20 protein-coding genes are annotated in these 17,970 nt (G+C 73.2%); 11 read left to right on the forward strand and 9 right to left on the reverse strand.

Features of this window, described 5'->3' with window-relative positions:
- Positions 1 to 22: 22 nt before the first annotated feature.
- Complete coding sequence (locus tag BJ993_RS13150; RefSeq protein ID WP_036550166.1) at positions 23 to 259, reverse strand: hypothetical protein; 237 nt, start codon at positions 257 to 259, stop codon at positions 23 to 25.
- Between the two features lie 83 nt (positions 260 to 342).
- Here BJ993_RS13150 and BJ993_RS13155 point away from each other — a divergent pair, with 83 nt between their 5' ends.
- Positions 343 to 603, forward strand: a complete 261-nt coding sequence (locus BJ993_RS13155; RefSeq protein WP_036550169.1) for a DUF4229 domain-containing protein — start codon at positions 343 to 345, stop codon at positions 601 to 603.
- A gap of 330 nt (positions 604 to 933) precedes the next feature.
- On the opposite strand, the gene BJ993_RS13160 is transcribed toward BJ993_RS13155, so the two are convergent.
- From BJ993_RS13160 to BJ993_RS13185, 6 genes are all read right to left on the reverse strand, one after another.
- Complete coding sequence (locus tag BJ993_RS13160) at positions 934 to 1,815, reverse strand: 1,4-dihydroxy-2-naphthoate polyprenyltransferase (RefSeq protein WP_179649147.1); 882 nt, start codon at positions 1,813 to 1,815, stop codon at positions 934 to 936.
- Positions 1,816 to 1,984: 169 nt separating this feature from the next.
- Positions 1,985 to 3,274, reverse strand: a complete 1,290-nt coding sequence (locus tag BJ993_RS13165; protein ID WP_179649148.1) for an MFS transporter — start codon at positions 3,272 to 3,274, stop codon at positions 1,985 to 1,987.
- A 10-nt stretch (positions 3,275 to 3,284) separates the two neighbouring features.
- The gene (locus BJ993_RS13170; RefSeq protein WP_179649149.1) at positions 3,285 to 3,965 is read right to left on the reverse strand and encodes a gamma-glutamyl-gamma-aminobutyrate hydrolase family protein; all 681 of its coding nucleotides are present in this window, start codon (positions 3,963 to 3,965) and stop codon (positions 3,285 to 3,287) included.
- Positions 3,962 to 4,357, reverse strand: coding sequence for an MAPEG family protein (locus tag BJ993_RS13175; protein WP_036550175.1), 396 nt, complete (start codon positions 4,355 to 4,357; stop codon positions 3,962 to 3,964). Before BJ993_RS13175 ends, BJ993_RS13170 begins: the two co-directional genes overlap by 4 nt.
- Positions 4,354 to 5,340 carry an ATP-grasp domain-containing protein gene (locus BJ993_RS13180; RefSeq protein ID WP_179649150.1) on the reverse strand — a complete coding sequence of 329 codons (987 nt, stop codon included), beginning with the start codon at positions 5,338 to 5,340 and terminating at the stop codon, positions 4,354 to 4,356. Before BJ993_RS13180 ends, BJ993_RS13175 begins: the two co-directional genes overlap by 4 nt.
- On the reverse strand, positions 5,337 to 6,314 hold the full coding sequence (locus BJ993_RS13185) for a glutamate-cysteine ligase family protein (RefSeq protein ID WP_179649151.1): 978 nt from the start codon (positions 6,312 to 6,314) through the stop codon (positions 5,337 to 5,339). The genes BJ993_RS13180 and BJ993_RS13185 overlap by 4 nt, the downstream gene beginning before the upstream one ends.
- Before the next feature lie 54 nt (positions 6,315 to 6,368).
- On the opposite strand from BJ993_RS13185, the gene BJ993_RS13190 reads away from it, so the two are divergent.
- Positions 6,369 to 6,845: a MarR family winged helix-turn-helix transcriptional regulator gene (locus BJ993_RS13190; protein ID WP_179649152.1), complete on the forward strand. Its 477-nt coding sequence runs from the start codon at positions 6,369 to 6,371 to the stop codon at positions 6,843 to 6,845.
- Here the strand turns inward: BJ993_RS13190 and BJ993_RS13195 are convergent.
- Positions 6,808 to 8,106 (reverse strand): MFS transporter, encoded by a 1,299-nt coding sequence (locus BJ993_RS13195; RefSeq protein ID WP_179649154.1) that lies wholly within the window; start codon positions 8,104 to 8,106, stop codon positions 6,808 to 6,810. The two genes, BJ993_RS13190 and BJ993_RS13195, sit on opposite strands and share 38 nt — an antisense overlap.
- Positions 8,107 to 8,143: 37 nt before the next feature.
- On the opposite strand from BJ993_RS13195, the gene BJ993_RS13200 reads away from it, so the two are divergent.
- The 6 genes from BJ993_RS13200 to BJ993_RS13225 all read left to right on the forward strand — a co-directional run bounded on the left by BJ993_RS13200 (position 8,144) and on the right by BJ993_RS13225 (position 15,079).
- Positions 8,144 to 9,208, forward strand: a complete 1,065-nt coding sequence (locus BJ993_RS13200) for an AMP-binding protein (protein WP_308645563.1) — start codon at positions 8,144 to 8,146, stop codon at positions 9,206 to 9,208.
- Positions 9,209 to 9,225: 17 nt separating this feature from the next.
- Positions 9,226 to 10,155 (forward strand): o-succinylbenzoate synthase, encoded by a 930-nt coding sequence (locus BJ993_RS13205; protein ID WP_218865096.1) that lies wholly within the window; start codon positions 9,226 to 9,228, stop codon positions 10,153 to 10,155.
- A complete protein-coding gene (gene menD / locus BJ993_RS13210; RefSeq protein ID WP_179649161.1) occupies positions 10,152 to 11,777 on the forward strand; it encodes a 2-succinyl-5-enolpyruvyl-6-hydroxy-3-cyclohexene-1-carboxylic-acid synthase in 1,626 nt (541 codons plus the stop codon). Before BJ993_RS13205 ends, menD begins: the two co-directional genes overlap by 4 nt.
- 5 nt (positions 11,778 to 11,782) lie before the next feature.
- Positions 11,783 to 13,654, forward strand: a complete 1,872-nt coding sequence (locus tag BJ993_RS13215; protein WP_179649163.1) for a Na+/H+ antiporter — start codon at positions 11,783 to 11,785, stop codon at positions 13,652 to 13,654.
- A gap of 30 nt (positions 13,655 to 13,684) precedes the next feature.
- A complete protein-coding gene (locus BJ993_RS13220) occupies positions 13,685 to 14,323 on the forward strand; it encodes an MBL fold metallo-hydrolase (protein ID WP_036550195.1) in 639 nt (212 codons plus the stop codon).
- A 69-nt stretch (positions 14,324 to 14,392) separates the two neighbouring features.
- Complete coding sequence (locus tag BJ993_RS13225) at positions 14,393 to 15,079, forward strand: hypothetical protein (protein WP_179649165.1); 687 nt, start codon at positions 14,393 to 14,395, stop codon at positions 15,077 to 15,079.
- A 31-nt stretch (positions 15,080 to 15,110) separates the two neighbouring features.
- Here the strand turns inward: BJ993_RS13225 and BJ993_RS13230 are convergent, their stop codons facing one another.
- Entirely contained in the window at positions 15,111 to 16,088 is a 978-nt protein-coding gene (locus tag BJ993_RS13230) for a L,D-transpeptidase family protein (RefSeq protein WP_242530484.1), read from the reverse strand.
- Between the two features lie 64 nt (positions 16,089 to 16,152).
- On the opposite strand from BJ993_RS13230, the gene BJ993_RS13235 reads away from it, so the two are divergent.
- The 3 genes from BJ993_RS13235 (at position 16,153) to BJ993_RS13245 (ending at position 17,952) form a co-directional block, all read left to right on the forward strand.
- Positions 16,153 to 16,842 (forward strand): demethylmenaquinone methyltransferase, encoded by a 690-nt coding sequence (locus BJ993_RS13235; RefSeq protein ID WP_036550198.1) that lies wholly within the window; start codon positions 16,153 to 16,155, stop codon positions 16,840 to 16,842.
- Positions 16,843 to 16,865: 23 nt separating this feature from the next.
- Entirely contained in the window at positions 16,866 to 17,333 is a 468-nt protein-coding gene (locus tag BJ993_RS13240) for a hypothetical protein (protein ID WP_179649167.1), read from the forward strand.
- A gap of 262 nt (positions 17,334 to 17,595) precedes the next feature.
- Entirely contained in the window at positions 17,596 to 17,952 is a 357-nt protein-coding gene (locus BJ993_RS13245; protein WP_036550201.1) for an NADH-quinone oxidoreductase subunit A, read from the forward strand.
- Positions 17,953 to 17,970 lie beyond the last annotated feature (18 nt).

Below are 17,970 nucleotides of genomic sequence, written 5' to 3' on the forward strand. Positions count from 1 at the left end.
CCGGTACGACGGCAGTCGGGCCTCAGCCGTCGGGCTGGTCCGGTGGGTTCTTGTGCTGCCGGCGCTCCTGCTGACGGCGCTGCCAGTCCAGGTCGCGCAGGAACGACTCGTCGTCGTCGGGCGCGACCGGCCGGGTCGGCGGCTTCGGCCGGGAGGGCCGCCGCGGCATCTGCTCGCCCCCGAGCCCGCGGTCCTGCATCCAGCGGACCGCGAGGTAGGTGACCGCCGCGAAGATCACGACGACGAGCAGCAGCTTCACTCCACCAGAGTAGAGCGGGGCTGGTGATCCCGCGCCCGGTCCCCGGGTCTCGATCCGGCAACGCTGCGACTTACCCTTGGACGGTGAAGGAGTTCTGGATCTACACCGCCCTGCGCGCCGGTCTGTTCGTCGGCGCGTTCTGCATCGTGTTCGGGGTGTGGTTCCTCGTCGCCGACTCGGTCAACCTGCTGTGGGTCTTCGTGATCGCGTTCCTGGTGAGTGGCGCGGCGTCCTACGTCCTCCTCGAGCGGCAGCGCGCTGCGTTCGCCGTGAAGGTCGAGGGCCGCGCAGGCCGGATCACCGAGAAGTACGAGGAGATGCGCGCCAAGGAGGACGAGGACTGATCGTCCTCACCCCTGCGCGAGTTGCCACTCTGACGGGTCGAGTTGCCGATTTGGCCGGTTGAGTTGCCCCTCGGGTCGCGCGCCGCGCACCAAGGTGGCAAGTCGACGGGCCGAGGTGGCAAGTCGACGGGCCAAGGTGGCAAGTCGACGGACCAAGGTGGCAAGTCGACGGACCAAGGTGGCAAGTCGACGGACCAAGGTGGCAAGTCGACGGGCCAAGGTGGCAAGTCGACGGGCCAAGGTGGCAAGTCGACGGGCCAAGGTGGCAAGTCGACGGGCCAAGGTGGCAAGTCGACGGGCCAAGGTGGCAAGTCGACTCGAAGTGGCAGGTCAGGCGAGCACGAGGCCGAGTCCGGCCAGGACCGCCCAGCCGAGCTCGGCGATGCCGGTCTGCTGCAGGACGGGGATGAGCGCCGGGCCGCCGGCGCCACCGAGCACGATCCGCGCGGCCCTCGTGGCGGGCAGCAGGAAGCCCAGGCCGAGCAGCGCCCACCATGACGTCAGCGCGGCGAGCACGACCACGGCCGCGGCGGAGACGCTGACCAGGACCGCGTAGAACCCCCGGGTACGACGATCGCCGAGCCGCACGGCCAGGGTGATCTTGCCCGAGACGGTGTCGGTGGGGATGTCGCGCAGGTTGTTGGCCACGAGGATGGCGCACGCCAGGGCACCGACGCCGGTGCCGGCGGCGACCGACGCCCAGCCGATCTCCCCCCAGCGCTCGGTCTGCACCCAGGTGGTGCCGACGACGGCGACGAGGCCGAAGAAGATGAAGACCATCACCTCGCCGAGGCCGAGGTAGCCGTAGGGCTTCGAGCCGCCGGTGTAGAACCAGGCGGCGAGCACGCTGACCGCGCCGACGGCGAGCAGCCACCACGCGGTCGTGGCGGCGAGGGCGATGCCGGCGACGGCGGCGACCCCGAAGGAGAGGAAGGCCGCCCGCTTCACCGCGGCCGGGGTGGCGAGGCCGGAGCCGACCAGGCGCAGCGGGCCGACTCGCTCGTCGTCGGTGCCGCGGATGCCGTCGGAGTAGTCGTTGGCGTAGTTGACGCCGACCTGGAGGGCGAGGCTGACCACGAGGGCGAGCAGTGCCTTCCACCAGACCGCGCTGTCGTCGTACACGGCGACGGCGGTGCCGACGAGGACCGGGGCGACGGCCGCGGGGAGGGTGCGGAGTCGGGCGCCGGCAATCCAGTGCTTCGCGGTGGCCATAGCCGTCGATCTAACCTCATCCCGCCGAGCTGCGACGAGTTGGGCGGGTCCAGATGGGTGTGATGCAGGCGCCCGGCGCGACGGCAGTCTGGCCGACTGTCGAGCGTCGGCAACGCAGCCAGCGCGCCCCTGTGGGGCCGCCCGGCCGTCGCAGGGCGGCGCGATGAGGTCAGGCAGGCTCGGGGGCCGGCACTCCCATCCGGGTCAGGTGTCGTTCGGCGGCCCGGGCGGCGGGGTGGATCAGCACGGCGGCGAGGAGCACGATCGCGGCGATCACCAGCCAGCCCTGGGCACCCCAGTGCATGGCCAGGAAGGTGTAGAGGGCGGGCGCCCAGACCGTGCCGAGGGTGTAGCCGAGCTGGGAGACGCCCTGGTACTCGCCGCGGCGGGCGGGGTCGGAGAGCTCGGCCTGCAGGCCCCACTCGCCGGCCGACTGGAAGAGCTCGGCGCCGGTGACCGTGACGTGGCCGACCCAGACCAGCACGATCGTCACCCAGCCGACGGTGTCGTGGGTGACCAGCACGATGCCGCAGGAGAGCACGAAGAAGAAGGCGCCGCGGCGCTGGGCGCGCAGCGAGTCGGCGACCGTGGTGATGCCGCGGGCCGCCGCCACCTGCAGCAGCACGGCCATCACGGTGTTGGTGCCGAACAGCCAGGCCAGCAGCACGCGCGGGGCGTCGGTCTCCTCGACCAGCCACAGCGGGATCACCACGTTGAGGAGCACCTGGTGGGTGCCGAGGACGCCGCCGAGGACGGCCATGGCGACGTAGCCGCGGTTGCGCAGGGCGCTGCGCTTGTCGCCCTTCCCGCCGTCCAGCACCGTCTCGAGGGCGGCCTCGAGTGGTGCCTCCTCGGTGTGGTGGATGACGGACGGCATCCGGGAGACGAGGACGGCGTTGAGGACGAGGAGGGCGGCGGTGGCGACCGGGACGGCGCGGATCATGGCGTCGTCGTTGGTCGCGAGCGCGACGCCGGCGAGCAGCGCGCCGAGGGTGTAGCCGACATTGCGGGCCGCGCGGAAGTAGGCGTTGGAGGAGACCCGCTCCTCCCGCGGGAAGATGTCGAAGCGGTAGGCGTTGCGGGCGGACCGGCTCGTCGTCACGACCAGCTCGAGGACGACGAGCATCGCGACGAAGGTGGCGAAGCCGCCGACGGCGAGCCAGGCGAGGTAGAGCAGCGCCTCGACGAGCGAGGCGAGCGCCCAGACCCGCTTGGCGCCGAACCGGTCGCTGAGCTTGCCGAGCGGCACCGCGAGCAGGAAGGTGACGGCTCCGGCGATCGAGAGGCCGAGGCCGACCCGGGCCGCGGAGAGCCCGACGATCTGGGTGAAGAAGACCGCGCTGCCGGTGAGGAAGACGCCGTCGCCGAACGCCGAGAGCACCGACTGCGCGGACAGCCGCCGGACCAGGGGAGTGGGGCCGGCCAGGCGGGCGATGCGGTCCGAGATATATCTTGACATCAAGACAATTCTACGCGCGCCGTCGGGCTCCTGTCGAACCATTTTCGGCGAGCCGCACCAGCCAGGCGAAGACCGCCGGCCCGGTGGGGTCCTGGGGAGCATCGTTCCAGAACAGCTCGGGGTGCCACTGCACGCCCAGGGCGGGGAGCGCCGGATCGGTCGCCTCGATCGCCTCGATCGTGCCGTCCATCGCCCACGCCGTCGCCCGCCAGTGCCGTCCGGGAGCTGCGACGGCCTGTCGGTGCAGGGCGGTGGTCGTCACGGCCGCGCCGACCAGGCCGTGCACCACGGAGCCGGGCCGTGTCGTCACGGCGTGGCCGGCCGCCGGCCGGCAATGGCCGGTCACGTCGTCGAGGACCCCGCCGAGGGCGACCGCCATCACCTGCAACCCGCGGCACGCGCCGAGCAGCGGTACGCCGGCGGCCACGACCGCGCGGACGAGCGCCGTCTCGTCCGCGTCGCGGGCGGGGTCCGCCCCGACGTCGTCGCCGCCGGTGAGCACCACGCCGTCGAGGACGTCCAGCAGGCCGGGCCCGGCGCCGGGAGGTACGACGACGGGCCGGCCCCCGCACGCGGTGACGGCGGCGGCGTACGCCGCGGCCGCGCCGTGCACCGGCAGCTCGCCGAACGGTCGCGGGACGAGCTGGTGGTGGCCGGCGATGCCGATCACCGGGCGTCGTACGCCGCTCACATCGCGACGAGTGCCGTGACGCCGAGGGCGATGCCGGAGGCGTAGGTGAACATCGCCCCCGAGTCGCGCACCGGGCCGTGCGCGGCGAGGGTCTTCGCCGACAGCATCCCGTAGGCGTGCAGGAGGCGGGCTGCCGCGGCCACGATCGCCAGGGCGTCGAGCCACCACCCGTCGGTGAGCGTCGAGCAGACGACGAGCAGGACGACGAGGGTCGGCACGTACTCGGCGGCGTTGCCGTGGGCGCGCTGGGCGATGAGCAGGCGGTCGGCCGGGTCGGTCGGCATCTGCGGCCCGTTCGCGCCGCGCATCGCGCGGTGTCGGGTGACGTTGGCGCCGAGGACGAACAGCAGGATGCCCATGAGGGCGATGCAGGTGATCACGGTGGTGCTCATGACGCGGCCATCACTTTCTGTCGGGTGGAGCTCTCGAGGTGGAGGAGCCGGCGCACGTACGCGCCGGACAGGTCGGTGCCGAGCAGGGCGTCGGCCTTGGCGGTGCCGCCGGGGCAGGTCACGTTGACCTCGATCAGGCGGCCGTCGATCACGTCGAGCCCGGCCATCGCGACGCCGTGCCGGGCGAGCAGCGGGGCGATTGCGGCGACGATGCGGCGGTCGGCGTCGTCGACGACCGCAGGCGCGGAGGGGGCGTCGATCCGGAAGTCGCCGGGCGACGGGTGGCGCAGCACCGCGCAGACCACCTCGCCGTCGAGCAGGAAGAGCCGCTTGTTCCCCTCCTGTACGGCGGCGAGGTACTCCTGCGCGACCACGTGCCGTCGTCCGCCGCCGGTCGCCGACTGGGCCAGCGCCAGCGCCGCACCGTCGTCGCGGAGCAGCCACACGTCCAGGCCGCCGAAGCCGTCGACCGGCTTCACGACCGCGGCCCCGTGCGCGGCGACGAAGCGCCGCACCTCCGCCGGGTCGGCGGTCACGAGCGTCGCCGGGCAGAGCTCCGGGAAGTGCAGGGCGAGGAGCTTCTCCTGCAGGGCCCGCACCCCGGCGGGCCGGTTGACGACCCGGGTGCCCGCGGACTCGACGAGGTCGAGCAGGTGGGTGGTGCGCAGGTAGCGGTCGTCGACGGGCGGGTCGATGCGGAGCAGGACGAGCTGGACGGCGTCGGCGACGTCGACGACCTGCGGCGTGCCGAGCCGCGACCACGGGGTGCCGACCAGCCAGCGGTGGTCGGCCCCGCGGGCACGCGGCCCGAGGGTCACCGGCCTCGCGGTCGCGCGCACCCGGCCGGCGACCACCGAGAGGTCCTCGGGGGTGCAGACCCGCACGGCCACACCGAGGTCCTGGGCCGCCGCGACCAGCCCGACGGTCGCGTCGATGGACGGGTCCAGGCCGGCCCACGGGTCGGCGACGACGAGGATGCTCATGATGCCTCCCGGAGCACGTCGGGGTGCCAGTCGAGCAGGGCCAGGCCGCGCTCCACGTCGCCGGTCCCGGCCGCGGCCGCAGCCCAGTGGTCGGCGAGCCGCCGCTGCTCGCCCGCGAGCGAGGCGAGGGCGGTACGACGCCGGGCGTCGTCGTACAGGAGGGCGGCGAGGGCCTGCAGCAGCCTGCCGACGCGGCGGGTCGGCTGGGCGTCGGGGAAGCGGACCTCCAGGTAGCGCCCACGGGGCCGGACGGGCGGGAAGAGGGTGCTGAGGTGGGCGGGGTCGCCGTCGACGAAGCGGGTCGCTCCCGCGGCGAACTGGGCGTAGGCGGCGACCGGGTCGTCGCCGTGGAGCAGCCGGTCGTCGAAGGCCGTGCGGCCGGGGTCGACGGCGAGCCAGGTGGTCAGCCGCCCGGTCGGACCGGTGCTGCGTGCCGTGGCCGCGGCGATGAAGGGGGCCGCCAGGAGCAGGAGCCGCCACTGCTCGCGGCCGGCCTGCCCGGGCCACCAGTCCAGGCAGGGCTGGGTCGAGGCGGTGGACCGCATCATCCGGCGTCCGGCCGGGCCGATCGTGTCGAGGTGGTGCTCCATGGCGTCGTACCGGGGAGTGCGGAGGTGGCGCGGTGTCGCCGGGTCCGCCGCCCGGACCGGGAGCGAGGAGAGGACGACGCCGTCGCCCTGCAGGTCGCGGGCGAGCGCGCAGGTCGCCGCGACGAGGTGGGTGCCGGCCTGCTCCGCCGATGCGGCCGGCGGCAGGCTCAGCTCGACCTGGCCGCCCGGCTCGAACGCCAGCCAGGGCTCGTAGGGGCGCCCGGCGCTCGCGCGGCGCACCCGGTCGGGGGCGGCGCTGCTGCCGTTGAAGAGGTCGAGGGCGAAGAGCTCCTGCTCGACTGCGACCCGGGTGGTGCGGTGCCGCGGGCGGAACAGGCGGGCGACCTCGGCGGCGACCGGTGCGGTGCGGGTCTGGGTGTCCATGGCATCTCCTGATAAAGTAAGGCTGCCTGTCGATTATTGGAAGGTAGCCTGTCAATGTCAAGAGCCTCCGAGCAGCCGGATCTCGAGCGACCGCACTTCGAGCCGTTCATCGCGCTCGCGGACAAGTGCGCCCGGGCGCTGCGCAACGACATGCTCACGAGCGCGCACGCCCGCGGCTTCACCGAGCTCGCGGGAGCCCACGACGCCGTCTTCGCGACCCTCCCGCCGGAGGGCGCACGAGCCGCTGACATGGCGACACGAGCGGGGATCACCCGTCAGTCGATGGGCGAGGTGGTCCGCGACATGGCCCGGCTCGGGATCGTGGAGATGGTCCCGGACCCGTCCGACCGGCGCGCCAAGATCGTGCGGTACACCGACTACGGACGGAAGGTCGCCCAGGGCGGCTTCGACCACATCCTCGAGGTGGAGGACATGCTGCGTGAGGAGTTCGGCGAGGAGGACCTCGCCACGACCCGGCGCGTGCTCGCCCGGGTCAGGGAGCTGCTGGCTGGGTCTCCGGCTCCGGACTGACCGGGAAGTGCTGGTCGCGGAAGCGCACGGCCAGCCCGAGCGACGGACCGGTCAGCACGGTGGCGGCGGTGACGATCGCGGCGATCACCAGCCAGCCCTCCTCGCCCCACTGCATCGCGAGGAAGGTGAACAGCGCAGGCGCCCACATCGAGCCCATCGCACGGCTGACGTCGGCGACGCCCTGGTACTCCCCGCGCCGCTTCGGGTCCATCAGCTCGGCCTGGAAGGACCAGCTCGCGCCGGAGATGAACAGCTCGGCGCCGGTCACCGTCACGTGGCCGAGCCACACCAGCAGCACGGTGACCAGGCCGACGGTCGAGTGGGTGACCAGCGTGATCAGGCAGGACACGACGAAGAAGGCGGTCGAGATCCAGACGTAGCGCATCGCGTCGCGCAGGTCCTTCACCCCCTTCGACGTGTACGCCGGCAGGAAGATGCACAGCACCGTGTTGGTCCCGAACAGCCAGGCCAGCAGCACGTGCGGTGCGTCCGTCGCCTCGACCAGCCACAGCGGGATCACCACGTTGAGCAGAGTCTGGTTGGTCCACAGGACGCCGAGGCAGAAGGTCACCAGGATCCAGCCCGGGTTGCGCAGCGGGCCGGGACCCGTCGGCCGCACCCGCGCCTCGCCGCTCGCGACGCGCAGGTCGTGCGGAGCCGCCGGCAGGCGCGCGATCCAGAACCCGTTGAAGCCCATCAGCACCGCCGCGAAGAGCGGCGACCAGCGGATCACCTCGAGGCTGTCGGTCGCCAGCGCGATGCCACCGATGATCGCGCCCAGGGTGAAGCCGAGGTTGAGCGAGGAGTAGAGGTAGGCCTGGGTCTCGACGCGCTCCTTCGGCGGGAGCACGTCGACCACGTAGGCCTGGTAGCTGGAGTGCCCGGCCGAGCCGAACAGCGCGAAGAACATGCCGACCGCGACGTACTCACCGAAGGAGCCGACGAAGGGCAGTGCCGCGAAGCAGGCCGCGCGGCCCCAGGTCGTCGCGGCCCAGACCCGCTTCGGGCCGAGCCGGTCGACCAGCCGGCCGGCGGGGTAGGCCATGAGGAACTCGGCGACGTTGACGATCGTCAGCGCGAGACCGACCTTGCTCGCCGACATCCCGACGACCTGGGTGAGGAAGACCGCGCTGCCGGTGTTGAACGCGCCCTCGCCCGTCGAGAAGAGGATCGACTGCGTGGCGAGGCGCCGCGACATCGGGGTCGGTGGGACCAGGCGCCGCCAGAACCCCTGCTTCGTCGCTTCGGCCGAGATGCTCATCGCCGGACATCTTCTCCCTGGCACTAGGTTTTGTCGCGTGGATTTCTGGGTCCCCGGCGGTTCTCCCGCCGATGTCGCCGCTCAGGCGCGCGCCTGGCTGGGTGGACCCGGCGACGTCCCGCTTCTCATCGCGACCTCGGGGTCCACGGGGACGCCGAAGCGGGTCGTGCTGCCACGCGACGCCGTGCTCGCCTCGGTCCGCGCCTCGGCGGCCCGGCTGGGCGCGAGCGGACCGTGGGTGCTGGCCCTGCCTCCGTCGTACGTCGCCGGGGTGCAGGTCGTGCTCCGCTCGCTCGTCGCCGGCCACGAGCCGACCCTGCTCGAGCGGGACGGGTGGCCGGCCGGCGAGGGCTGGTTCACCTCGCTGGTCCCGACCCAGCTGACCCGGATGCTCTCGTCGCCGGCGGACGTCGCGGCGCTGCGCCGCGCGCACACGGTGCTGCTCGGCGGCGGCCCGATCGGCGCCACGCTGCGCGCGCGGGCGGAGGAGGCCGGGGTGCACGTGGTCGCGACCTACGGCTCGGCCGAGACCGCCGGAGGGTGCGTGTACGACGGCGTCCCGCTCGACGGCGTCGCGGTCGCCCTCGGCGCCGGTGGCCGGGTGCGGATCGCCGGGCCCACCCTGTTCTCCGGGTACGACGGCCAGCCGGACCTGACCCGCGAGGTGCTCGTCGACGGGTGGTTCCTGACGTCCGACGCCGGCCGCTTCGACGAGGACGGCCGGCTGGCGCTGATCGGCCGGCTGGACGACGTGATCGTGACCGGCGGGCTGAACGTGCCGGGACCGGCGGTGGCGGAGCGGCTGCGCGCGCACCCGGCGATCGGGGAGGTCGAGGTGCTCGGCGTACCGGACGACGAGTGGGGCAACCGCGTCGTCGCCTTCGTCGTCCCCGGGTCCCCGGTGGCCGAGGAGGTCGACCAGCGACCGTCACGAGACCCCCGGCCGTCCGTCGACGAGCTCCGCGACTGGGTCGCCGGCGCCCACCCGCGGGCCTGGGCGCCGCGCCAGTGGGTGGTGCTCGACGCGATCCCGCTGCTGCCCAACGGCAAGCCCGACCGGCAGGCCCTCCGGGCGCTCGCCCTCGAGGACACCGCGTCGTGAAGGTCGTCGCCATCCCGATGCGCACTCGCTTCCGCGGCATCACCGTGCGGGAGGTCGCGCTGCTGCGCGGTCCCGCGGGCTGGGGGGAGTGGAGCCCGTTCCTGGAGTACCCCCCGGACGTCGCCGAGCCGTGGCTGCGCTGCGCCGAGGAGGCGATGGCGGGCGACTGGCCGGCGCCACTGCGCTCGTCGGTCCCGGTCAACGTCACCGTGCCCGCGGTCGGGCCCGAGCGCGCGCACGAGATCGTGCTCGCCGGCGGCTGCCGCACCGCGAAGGTGAAGGTCGCCGAGCCGGGCCAGACCACCGCCGACGACGAGGCGCGCGTCGAGGCCGTGCGCGACGCCCTCGGCCCCGGCGGCCACGTGCGCGTCGACGCCAACGGCGGCTGGTCCGTCGACGAAGCGGTCGCCGCGATCGGCCGGCTGGACCGTGCCGCCGGCGGCCTGGAGTACGTCGAGCAGCCGGTCGCCTCCGTCGAGGACCTCGCCCGCGTCCGCCGCCGCGTCGACGTGCCGATCGCCGCGGACGAGTCGATCCGCCGGGCCGAGGACCCCTACCGCGTGCGGGACCTCGAGGCCGCCGACATCGCGGTGCTCAAGGTCCAGCCCCTCGGCGGGGTGCGCGCCTGCCTGGAGATCGCCGAGCGGATCGGGCTCCCCGTCGTCGTGTCCTCTGCGCTGGAGACCTCGGTCGGGATCGCGGCGGGGGTCGCGCTCGCCGCCGCCCTGCCGTCGCTGCCGCACGCGTGCGGGCTGGCCACGGTCCAGCTGCTCACCGCGGACGTCGTGTCCGAGCCGCTCCTGCCCGTGGACGGGGCGCTGCCGGTACGACGGCCCGCGGTCGACGTACACAAGGTGGCGGGGGTGGGCGCGGCGCCGGATCGGGTCGCGCACTGGGAGGCCCGGCTCGCCGCCGTGCGGGCGTTGCGGGAGGATCGTCGGCCATGAGCACCGACGCGGACAGCGCTGCGGCCCTCGCCGAGGCGTGCGTGGCCTGGCTGGCCCGCGCCGGCGTGACGGACGTCGTCCTCGCACCCGGGTCGCGCAACGCGCCGCTCCTCCTCGCGCTCTGGTCGGCCGCGCCGGCCGGCGGCCCGCGCCTGCACACGCGGATCGACGAGCGCACCGCGGGCTTCCTCGCGCTCGGGCTCACCAAGTCGGGCGCCCGGGCAGCGGTCGTCACCACGTCCGGCACCGCCGTCGCCAACCTCCACCCCGCCGTCCTCGAAGCGGTCCACTCCGGCATCGACCTCGTCGTGGTCTCCGCCGACCGGCCGGCCCGGCTCCGCGGCACCGGCGCCAACCAGACCACCGACCAGGTCGGCATCTTCAGCCCCTTCGTCACCACCCACGACCTCGCGTCGGTGGCCGCCCTCGACGCCGTCCCCGTCACCGCCGCCGGCCCGCTCCACCTCAACCTGCAGCTCGACGCGCCCCTCGTCCCCGCCGCTCCTGTTGGCCACGCAACTACCGAATTCGTCGTGGAAACGGCGGATTCACGACAAGAATGGTTGGTGAACGGCGAACCGGCCGACCTGCAGAAGGGGCCGCGGACGGTGGTGGTCGCCGGGGACGACGCCGGTCCCCGGGCGCGCCAGCTGGCCGAGGCAGCGGGCTGGCCGCTGCTGGCGGAGCCGAGCAGCGGCGCGCGCACGGGCGACCACGCGCTGCGCACCTACCGGCTCCTGCTCGGCACGGATCTCGGCGCGCGCGTCGAGCGGGTCGTCGTCCTCGGTCGGCCGAGCCTGTCGCGGCCGGTCACCCGGCTCCTCGAGCGCGAGGACGTCGAGGTGCTGGTCGTGCCCTGCCCCGGCGTCTGGCCGCCGGCGCCTCCCGGCTCGACCGCCATCGGCGCACCCCGCTGGGTCGGCGACGGGCCGGACGACCCCGCCTGGCTCGACGAGTGGCGTACGGCGGACCGCGCGCTGGCCCGCCGGGTCGACCGGTTCCTCGCGGAGCAGCCCGCCCTGACGCCGTACGACGTCGCGGCGGCCACGCACGCAGCGCTCCCCGCCGGCGGGTTGCTCGTCGTCGGCGCCTCGAGCCCGATCCGGGACCTCGACCTGGTGGCCCGGCCGACCCCGGTCGGCAGCCGGCGCAAGGTGATCGCCAACCGCGGGCTGGCCGGCATCGACGGCACCATCAGCACGGCCGTGGGCGCGGCGCTCGGCCGTCAGGGGTCGACCCGGAACCTCGCCCTGATGGGCGACCTGACCTTCCTGCACGACCAGACGGCGCTGGTCCTCGGCCCGGACGAGCCCCGTCCGGACCTGACGATCGTGGTGCCCAACGACGACGGCGGCGCGATCTTCTCGATGCTCGAGCAGGGCGCACCCGAGCACGCGGCCTCCTTCGAGCGGCTCTTCGGGACGCCCCACGGCACCGACCTCGCCAGCCTCTGCGCGGCGGCGCGGGTCCCGCACCTGAGGGTCACCTCGCGGCCCGAGCTGGAGCAGGCGCTCGCCTCGCCGAACGGCGGGATCGAGGTCGTCGAGGCGGTCGTCGGACGGGCCGACCGCCGGCAGCTGGACGCGCGGATCCGATCCTTCGCGACCGACCCGGAAGAATAGGTCCCGTGGAGATCGCGTTCCTGCTCGTCGCCATTGCGGTCGTCGTCCTGACGGTCACCGCCCTGTCCGAGCGGGTCGAGATCCCCGCGCCCCTGACGCTGGTCGTCGTCGGCGTCGCGGCGTCGTACGTCCCGGGCGTGCCGGAGCTGCGGCTGGAGCCCGAGGTCGTGCTGCTGGGGCTGCTGCCACCGCTGCTCTACTCGGCCGCCGTCAACACGTCACTCGTCGACTTCAACGCCAACCGCGGACCGATCCTGCTGCTGTCGGTCGGGCTCGTCGCGTTCACGACCGTCGGCGTCGGAGCCGTGGTGAAGCTGGTCATCCCCGACCTGCACTGGGCGCTGGCGCTGGCCATCGGCGCCGTCGTGGCGCCGCCGGACGCCGTGGCCGCGACCGCGATCGGGCGCCGGATCGGCCTGCCGAGGCGGGTCGTGACGATCCTCGAGGGGGAGTCGCTGCTCAACGACGCCAGCGCGCTGGTGGCGCTGCGGACGGCCGTCGGCGCGCTCAGCGCGACGGTCGCGGCGTGGGAGGTCGGCCTCGACTTCGTGATCGCCGCCGGTGGTGGCGCCGCGATCGGCGGCGTGGTGTTCCTGGTGGTCGGCTTCATCCGCAAGAAGGTCACCGACCCGCTGCTCGACACCGCCATCTCGCTGGTGATCCCGTTCGCGTCGTACATCGTGGCCGAGGAGATCCACGCCTCCGGCGTGGTCGCGGTCGTCGTCGCGGGCCTGCTGCTCGGGCACGTCGCGCCCATCCTGCAGAGCGCGCAGTCGCGGATCGCCGAGCGCACCAACTGGCGCACCATCGCCTACGTCCTGGAGAACACCGTCTTCCTGCTGATCGGGCTGCAGGCCGACTGGCTGCTCGGCGAGGTCGGCGAGAGCGAGTTCGGGGCCGGCACCATCGCGATCGCCTGCGCGGCCGCCCTCGCCACCTGCGTGGTGCTGCGCCTCCTCTGGGTCTTCGCCGCCAGCGGACTGCTGCTGCGCCGTGGCCCCGAGGCCCGCACCGGTGAGCCGATGCCGATGCTGTGGCGCAGCTCCTTCCTCATCGGCTGGGCCGGCATGCGTGGCGTGGTCACCCTCGCCGCGGCGTTCACGGTCCCCGAGGACACCGAGCACCGCGAGGTGCTGCTGATCATCGCCTTCGCCGTCGTGGCGGGGACCCTGCTCGGCCAGGGCATGACCCTGCCCGCCCTCGCCCGCACCCTGCGGGTTCCGGGGCCCGACGCCCAGGACGACGCGCTCGCCCGCGCGACCCTGCTGCAGCAGGCGGCCAAGGCGGGCATCAAGAAGCTCGATGCCCTCGCGGCCGAGGACGAGGACCCGCTGCAGGTGCGGGACCTGATCATCCAGCGCATCGAGCAGCGCAACTTCGCCGCGTGGGAGCGGCTCGGCACGACCGCCGACCTCGAGAGCCCCAGCGACCTCTACGCCCGCTGGCGCGGCGCGATGATCGAGGAGGAGCGGCGCCGCGTGCTGGAGATCCGCTCCACCGGCAAGGTGCCGTCGGAGATCGTCAGCGAGGTGCTGGCGATGCTCGACGTCGAGGAGTCGATGCTCGACCACGCCGCCGCCCAGCGCGCGGAGATCAGGGCCGCCGCCAGCCGCCCCATCGCCGGCGGGTGCGAGCACCTGCAGTCCACGCCGCTGCTCGACCCGCCGCCCGCCCTCGCGTGCGCGCAGTGCCTCGCCGACGGGACCCAGTGGGTGGCGCTGCGGATGTGCCTGACCTGCGGGACGATCGGCTGCTGCGACTCCTCGCCGGGACGCCACGCCACTGCGCACTTCCGCGAGACCCAGCACCCGGTGATCCGTTCGGTGGAGCCGGGCGAGGACTGGCGCTGGTGCTACGTCCACCACCAGACCGGCTGAGCTCCTGAGCCCTCCGGCTACGGTGGGCACATGCGCCTGACCAAGTTCGGCCACGCCGCCGTCCGGATCGAGCACGACGGCACGACCCTGGTCCTGGACCCCGGCATGTGGAGCCAGCGCGAGTCGGTGGAGGGTGCCGACGCGGTGCTGATCACCCACGAGCACCCGGACCACTACGACGCCGACCACCTCCGCGCCACCGACGCCCCGATCTTCACGATCGCCGCCGTCGCGGCGCAGATCCGCGAGTCGGCACCCGACGTCGCGGAGCGGGTGCGCGTGGTCGCGCCCGACGAGACGTGGAGCATCGGCGGGATCGGCGTGCGCGCGATCGGCGAGCTGCACGCGGTGATCCACCCGGACCTGCCGCGCTTCCACAACAGCGGCTACCTGATGACGGTGGGGGAGGAGTCGGTCTTTCACCCGGGAGACGCCCTCACCGTTCCGGGCGTGCCGGTCGACGTACTCCTCGCGCCGGTGTGCGCACCGTGGATGCGGGCCAGCGAGGGCATCGACTTCGCCCGTGCCGTCGGCGCCGGTCGCAATGTCGCCATCCACGACCGCGTGTACTCCGCCGAGGGCCTCGGCATCGTCGACATGCAGTTCGGGCGGCTGCTCGGCGCCCGCGGGCTCGACTACGTCCGGCTCCCCGACGGCAGCGACCTGTAGGCGGCGCCGGTCGTCTCGACCGTCAGGCCCCCTCGGCAGGCTCTCAGGAACGACAGGCATGATGGCCGAATGCCGATCGCACGCTCCACCTACGCCGGTGTCGCCACCGGCGCCGTCCTCCTCGCCGGTGCCGTCGGGTTCGGCGTCGGCCTGCCGAAGGCCGTCGACGACCCGGGCACCTCGGTGTCCGCCGGGGACCTGCCGAAGCTGCCGGACCGGATCGACGACCGGTTCGTGGCGCTCGGCGCCGTGACGGCCGAGGAGGCGGGCGCGACCGCCGAGCAGGCGACCGAGTTCGAGACCGTCGCGAAGAACGCCGCGACCGGTGACGCCGATGCCGCGAGCAACCTCTCCGCGATCTACGACGCCGCGGTCACCCGCTCGTACATCGACGTCAAGGCGATGGGCCAGATCGCGCAGACCCAGGTGCGTCCCGCCCAGTTCGCCGTCACCGTGGTGCCCGGCGACGCGGGCCTGGTGATCCCCAGCGGCCCGTTCCAGGCCTCCCAGCAGGGGACCCACTACGAGCTCAAGGTCATCGACGGCTACCGCTGCTCGCTGATCTGGGCCGAGGCGGTCGACCCGACCACCGGGGCCCCCACGGGCGAGAAGCCGACCGGGTCGAACTACCAGCAGGTCGAGTGCCGCGCCGAGCGCGACGGCCTCACCTACGACCTGTTCGGCAACGGGCTCACGCCCGACGAGGTCGTCCACTACCTCGAGCTGGTCCTCGGCAAGACGGGCAGCGAGGACTGATCCTCGCCGCCCGCTCCTGTCCGGGCGGAGCTCAGCTCCAGTAGATGACGACCTTGTCGCCGACGTTGACCTGGTCGTAGAGCCAGGCCACGGCGTCGTGGTCACGGACGTTGACGCACCCGTGCGAGGCGCCGTTGTAGCCACGGGCCGCGAAGTCCGGTGAGTAGTGCACCGCCTGCCCGCCGGAGAAGAACATCGCGAACGGCATCGACGTGTGGTAGATCGTCGAGACGTGGTCGCGGCTCTTGCGCTGGATCGAGAAGACGCCCTCGCGGGTCGGCAGCTCGGCCGAGCCGAAGCGCACGTCGACCGTCTTGCGCACGTCGCCGTCGACGACCCAGCGCAGCGTGCGGCTGGACTTGTCGATGCACAGCACGCGGCCGGTGGTGCAGCGCGCGTCGAGCGGGCCGGGGGTGTTGCCGCCGTCGCCCGGAGGGGGCTGGTTGGTCAGCTCCGCCTTCGTCGGCTGGCGGGTCATCTCGTGCAGCCGGTCCAGCGTGCGCTGGTCGACCTCGCCGGTGACCTGGAAGCCGCGCTTGGCCTGGAAGCCGCGCACCGCCTCGGTCGTCACGTCGCCGTAGTTGTCGGTCACGTCGCCGCTGAACCAGTCGATCTGCTTCAGCCGCGCCTGGAGGTCGCGGACCTCCGGCCCCTTGTCGCCGGGGGACAGCAGCGCCGGGCCGGCCGGGGGCGGGCCGGGCTCCTTGCTCGGCTCGGGCTCCTTCGTCGGGTCGGGCTCCTCGCTCGGGTCCGGCTCGTCGGACGGCGTTGCCGACGGGTCGTCGGACGTGTCGTCCGACGGGTCGTCCGACGGCGTGGCCGTGCCGTCCTCGTGGGGCATCGCCACCGGCTGGTCGTCGCGCTGCTGGGCGGCCGCCGGGTGCGAGTCCTCCCAGGGCAGTGACTCGCCGCGCACGGCCCAGCCGACGCCGTACGCCATGACGGAGCAGACGGCCGCGATCACGGTGAGCAGGGTGATCCGGCGGGCGATGCGGGCTTTGGTGTTCATGCCCTTGTAGACGCCACGACCCACCGGTTGGTTGCGCGCGATTTTCCGCCGATACCCTTCCGGGGTGGCCCGCGCAGAGCTCGACAAGCAGCCCGCCGACGTCCGACGCATGTTCGATGCGGTCGCTCGGCGCTACGACCTGACCAACGACATCCTCTCGTTCGGGCAGGACCGGCGCTGGCGCAAGGAGGTGCTGGCCGCCGTCGACCCGTCGTACGGCGACCGCGTGCTCGACCTCGCGGCCGGGACCGGTACGTCGAGCCAGCCCTTCCAGGACGCCGGCGCGACCGTCATCCCGTGCGACTTCTCCGTCGGCATGCTGCAGGTCGGCAAGCAGCAGCTGCCGCACCTGCCGTTCACCGCGGGCGACGGCACCAGGCTGCCCTTCCGTGACGACACCTTCGACGCGGTCACGATCTCCTTCGGCCTGCGCAACATCGTCGACCCGGTCGCGGGCCTCGCGGAGATGCGCCGGGTCACCCGGCCGGGCGGCCGGCTGGTCGTGTGCGAGTTCAGCCACCCGACCTGGGCGCCGTGGCGCACGGTCTACCTCGAGTACCTCATGAAGACGCTCCCCGCCGTGGCGCGCGCCGTCTCCTCGTCGCCGGACGCCTACGTGTACCTCGCCGAGTCGATCCGCGCCTGGCCCGACCAGGCGGGACTCGCGGAGATGATCAAGGACGCCGGCTGGACCGGCGCGCAGTGGCGCAACCTCTCCGGCGGCATCGTCGCCCTGCACCGCGCGACCGCCTGAGCGGCTCGTGTGATCATTCCTGCGTGCAGCAGGAATGGACGCCGACCGAGCCCGAGCTGGACGCGCTGGTCCGCGCGACCGCGCGCCACCACTGGCGGGCCGTCGCCATCCCGGGCTCGGTCCTCGTGGTCGGCATCGGCTTCGTGGCGGCTGCGCTCAGCGGTGGCGGCCTCGGGCTCCTGCTGCTCGCCGTCGGCGCCCTGTGGCTGGGCTGGTCCGGCTACTCGGCACTGCGCGGCGCGCGCGAGGTGCTCGGCACGGCGTACCCGGTCGGTACGACGGTCTCGGCGGAGGCCACCGATGACGGCCTCGTCCTGCACACGGCCCGTGGTCGCGCGGAGTTCGCCTGGGAGCGCTTCGGCCGCCCGCGCCTCGGCCCGGTCGTCCTGATCGCTCGCGACCGCGTCACCAAGCGCTGGCTGATGGTCCCGCGCCAGCTGTTCCCGGAAGCGTGGCTGGACCGCGTGGGCGCGGCGGCGCGCGACGCCTGATCCCCGGGCTCTCGGCCCTGGCTCGATCTCGTGCGTGCCCACTCGACGGGGTCAGGTCACGGCTTGCCGGCCGCGAGCCGACAGGCGTACCGAGGCCGCCGATTTTCGCAACCCTCTCATGCGTTAAATCCGCAGGTCAGACGGTGGATCGACGTCCCGACGTGGTCTGCGCCACCCCCCTGTGCGCTCGCATCCGGGGAGTGGCAGGATGTGTGCCACGCCACTAGTGATTCTGTTCACAAGATCACGAGAGGGAGGCTCAGTGGAGCTCTACACACCGGTCCTGGTGCTCGCCGCTCTCGCCGCGTTGTTCGCGGTCGGCTCGGTCGCGATGAGCACGATGGTGGGCCCGCGCCGCTACAACCGCGCGAAGATGGACTCCTACGAGTGCGGCATCGAGCCGACGCCGCAGGCCCTCAGTGGCCGCTTCCCGGTGAAGTACTACATCACCGCGATGCTCTTCATCGTCTTCGACATCGAGATCATCTTCCTCTACCCGTGGGCCATGCAGCTGGACAACATGGCGTGGTTCGGGCTGGTCGAGATGGTCCTCTTCATCGCCACTGTCTTCGTCGCCTACGCCTACGTGTGGCGTCGCGGCGGGCTCGACTGGGACTGACCCGGAGGAACACGCACC

It is taken from the genome of Nocardioides aromaticivorans (assembly GCF_013408525.1).
GTDB lineage: Bacteria > Actinomycetota > Actinomycetes > Propionibacteriales > Nocardioidaceae > Nocardioides > Nocardioides aromaticivorans.

Bases quoted from the DNA above. Each gene is read 5' to 3' on its own strand.
- BJ993_RS13165 (WP_179649148.1), bottom strand. From the start codon at position 3,274: ATGTCAAGATATATCTCGGACCGCATCGCCCGCCTGGCCGGCCCCACT.
- BJ993_RS13205 (WP_218865096.1), top strand. From the start codon at position 9,226: ATGCGCACTCGCTTCCGCGGCATCACCGTGCGGGAGGTCGCGCTGCTG.
- BJ993_RS13180 (WP_179649150.1), bottom strand. From the start codon at position 5,340: ATGAGCATCCTCGTCGTCGCCGACCCGTGGGCCGGCCTGGACCCGTCC.
- BJ993_RS13185 (WP_179649151.1), bottom strand. From the start codon at position 6,314: ATGGACACCCAGACCCGCACCGCACCGGTCGCCGCCGAGGTCGCCCGC.
- BJ993_RS13195 (WP_179649154.1), bottom strand. From the start codon at position 8,106: ATGAGCATCTCGGCCGAAGCGACGAAGCAGGGGTTCTGGCGGCGCCTG.
- BJ993_RS13160 (WP_179649147.1), bottom strand. From the start codon at position 1,815: ATGGCCACCGCGAAGCACTGGATTGCCGGCGCCCGACTCCGCACCCTC.
- menD (WP_179649161.1), top strand. From the start codon at position 10,152: ATGAGCACCGACGCGGACAGCGCTGCGGCCCTCGCCGAGGCGTGCGTG.
- BJ993_RS13175 (WP_036550175.1), bottom strand. From the start codon at position 4,357: ATGAGCACCACCGTGATCACCTGCATCGCCCTCATGGGCATCCTGCTG.
- BJ993_RS13230 (WP_242530484.1), bottom strand. From the start codon at position 16,088: ATGAACACCAAAGCCCGCATCGCCCGCCGGATCACCCTGCTCACCGTG.
- BJ993_RS13225 (WP_179649165.1), top strand. From the start codon at position 14,393: ATGCCGATCGCACGCTCCACCTACGCCGGTGTCGCCACCGGCGCCGTC.
- BJ993_RS13220 (WP_036550195.1), top strand. From the start codon at position 13,685: ATGCGCCTGACCAAGTTCGGCCACGCCGCCGTCCGGATCGAGCACGAC.
- BJ993_RS13190 (WP_179649152.1), top strand. From the start codon at position 6,369: ATGTCAAGAGCCTCCGAGCAGCCGGATCTCGAGCGACCGCACTTCGAG.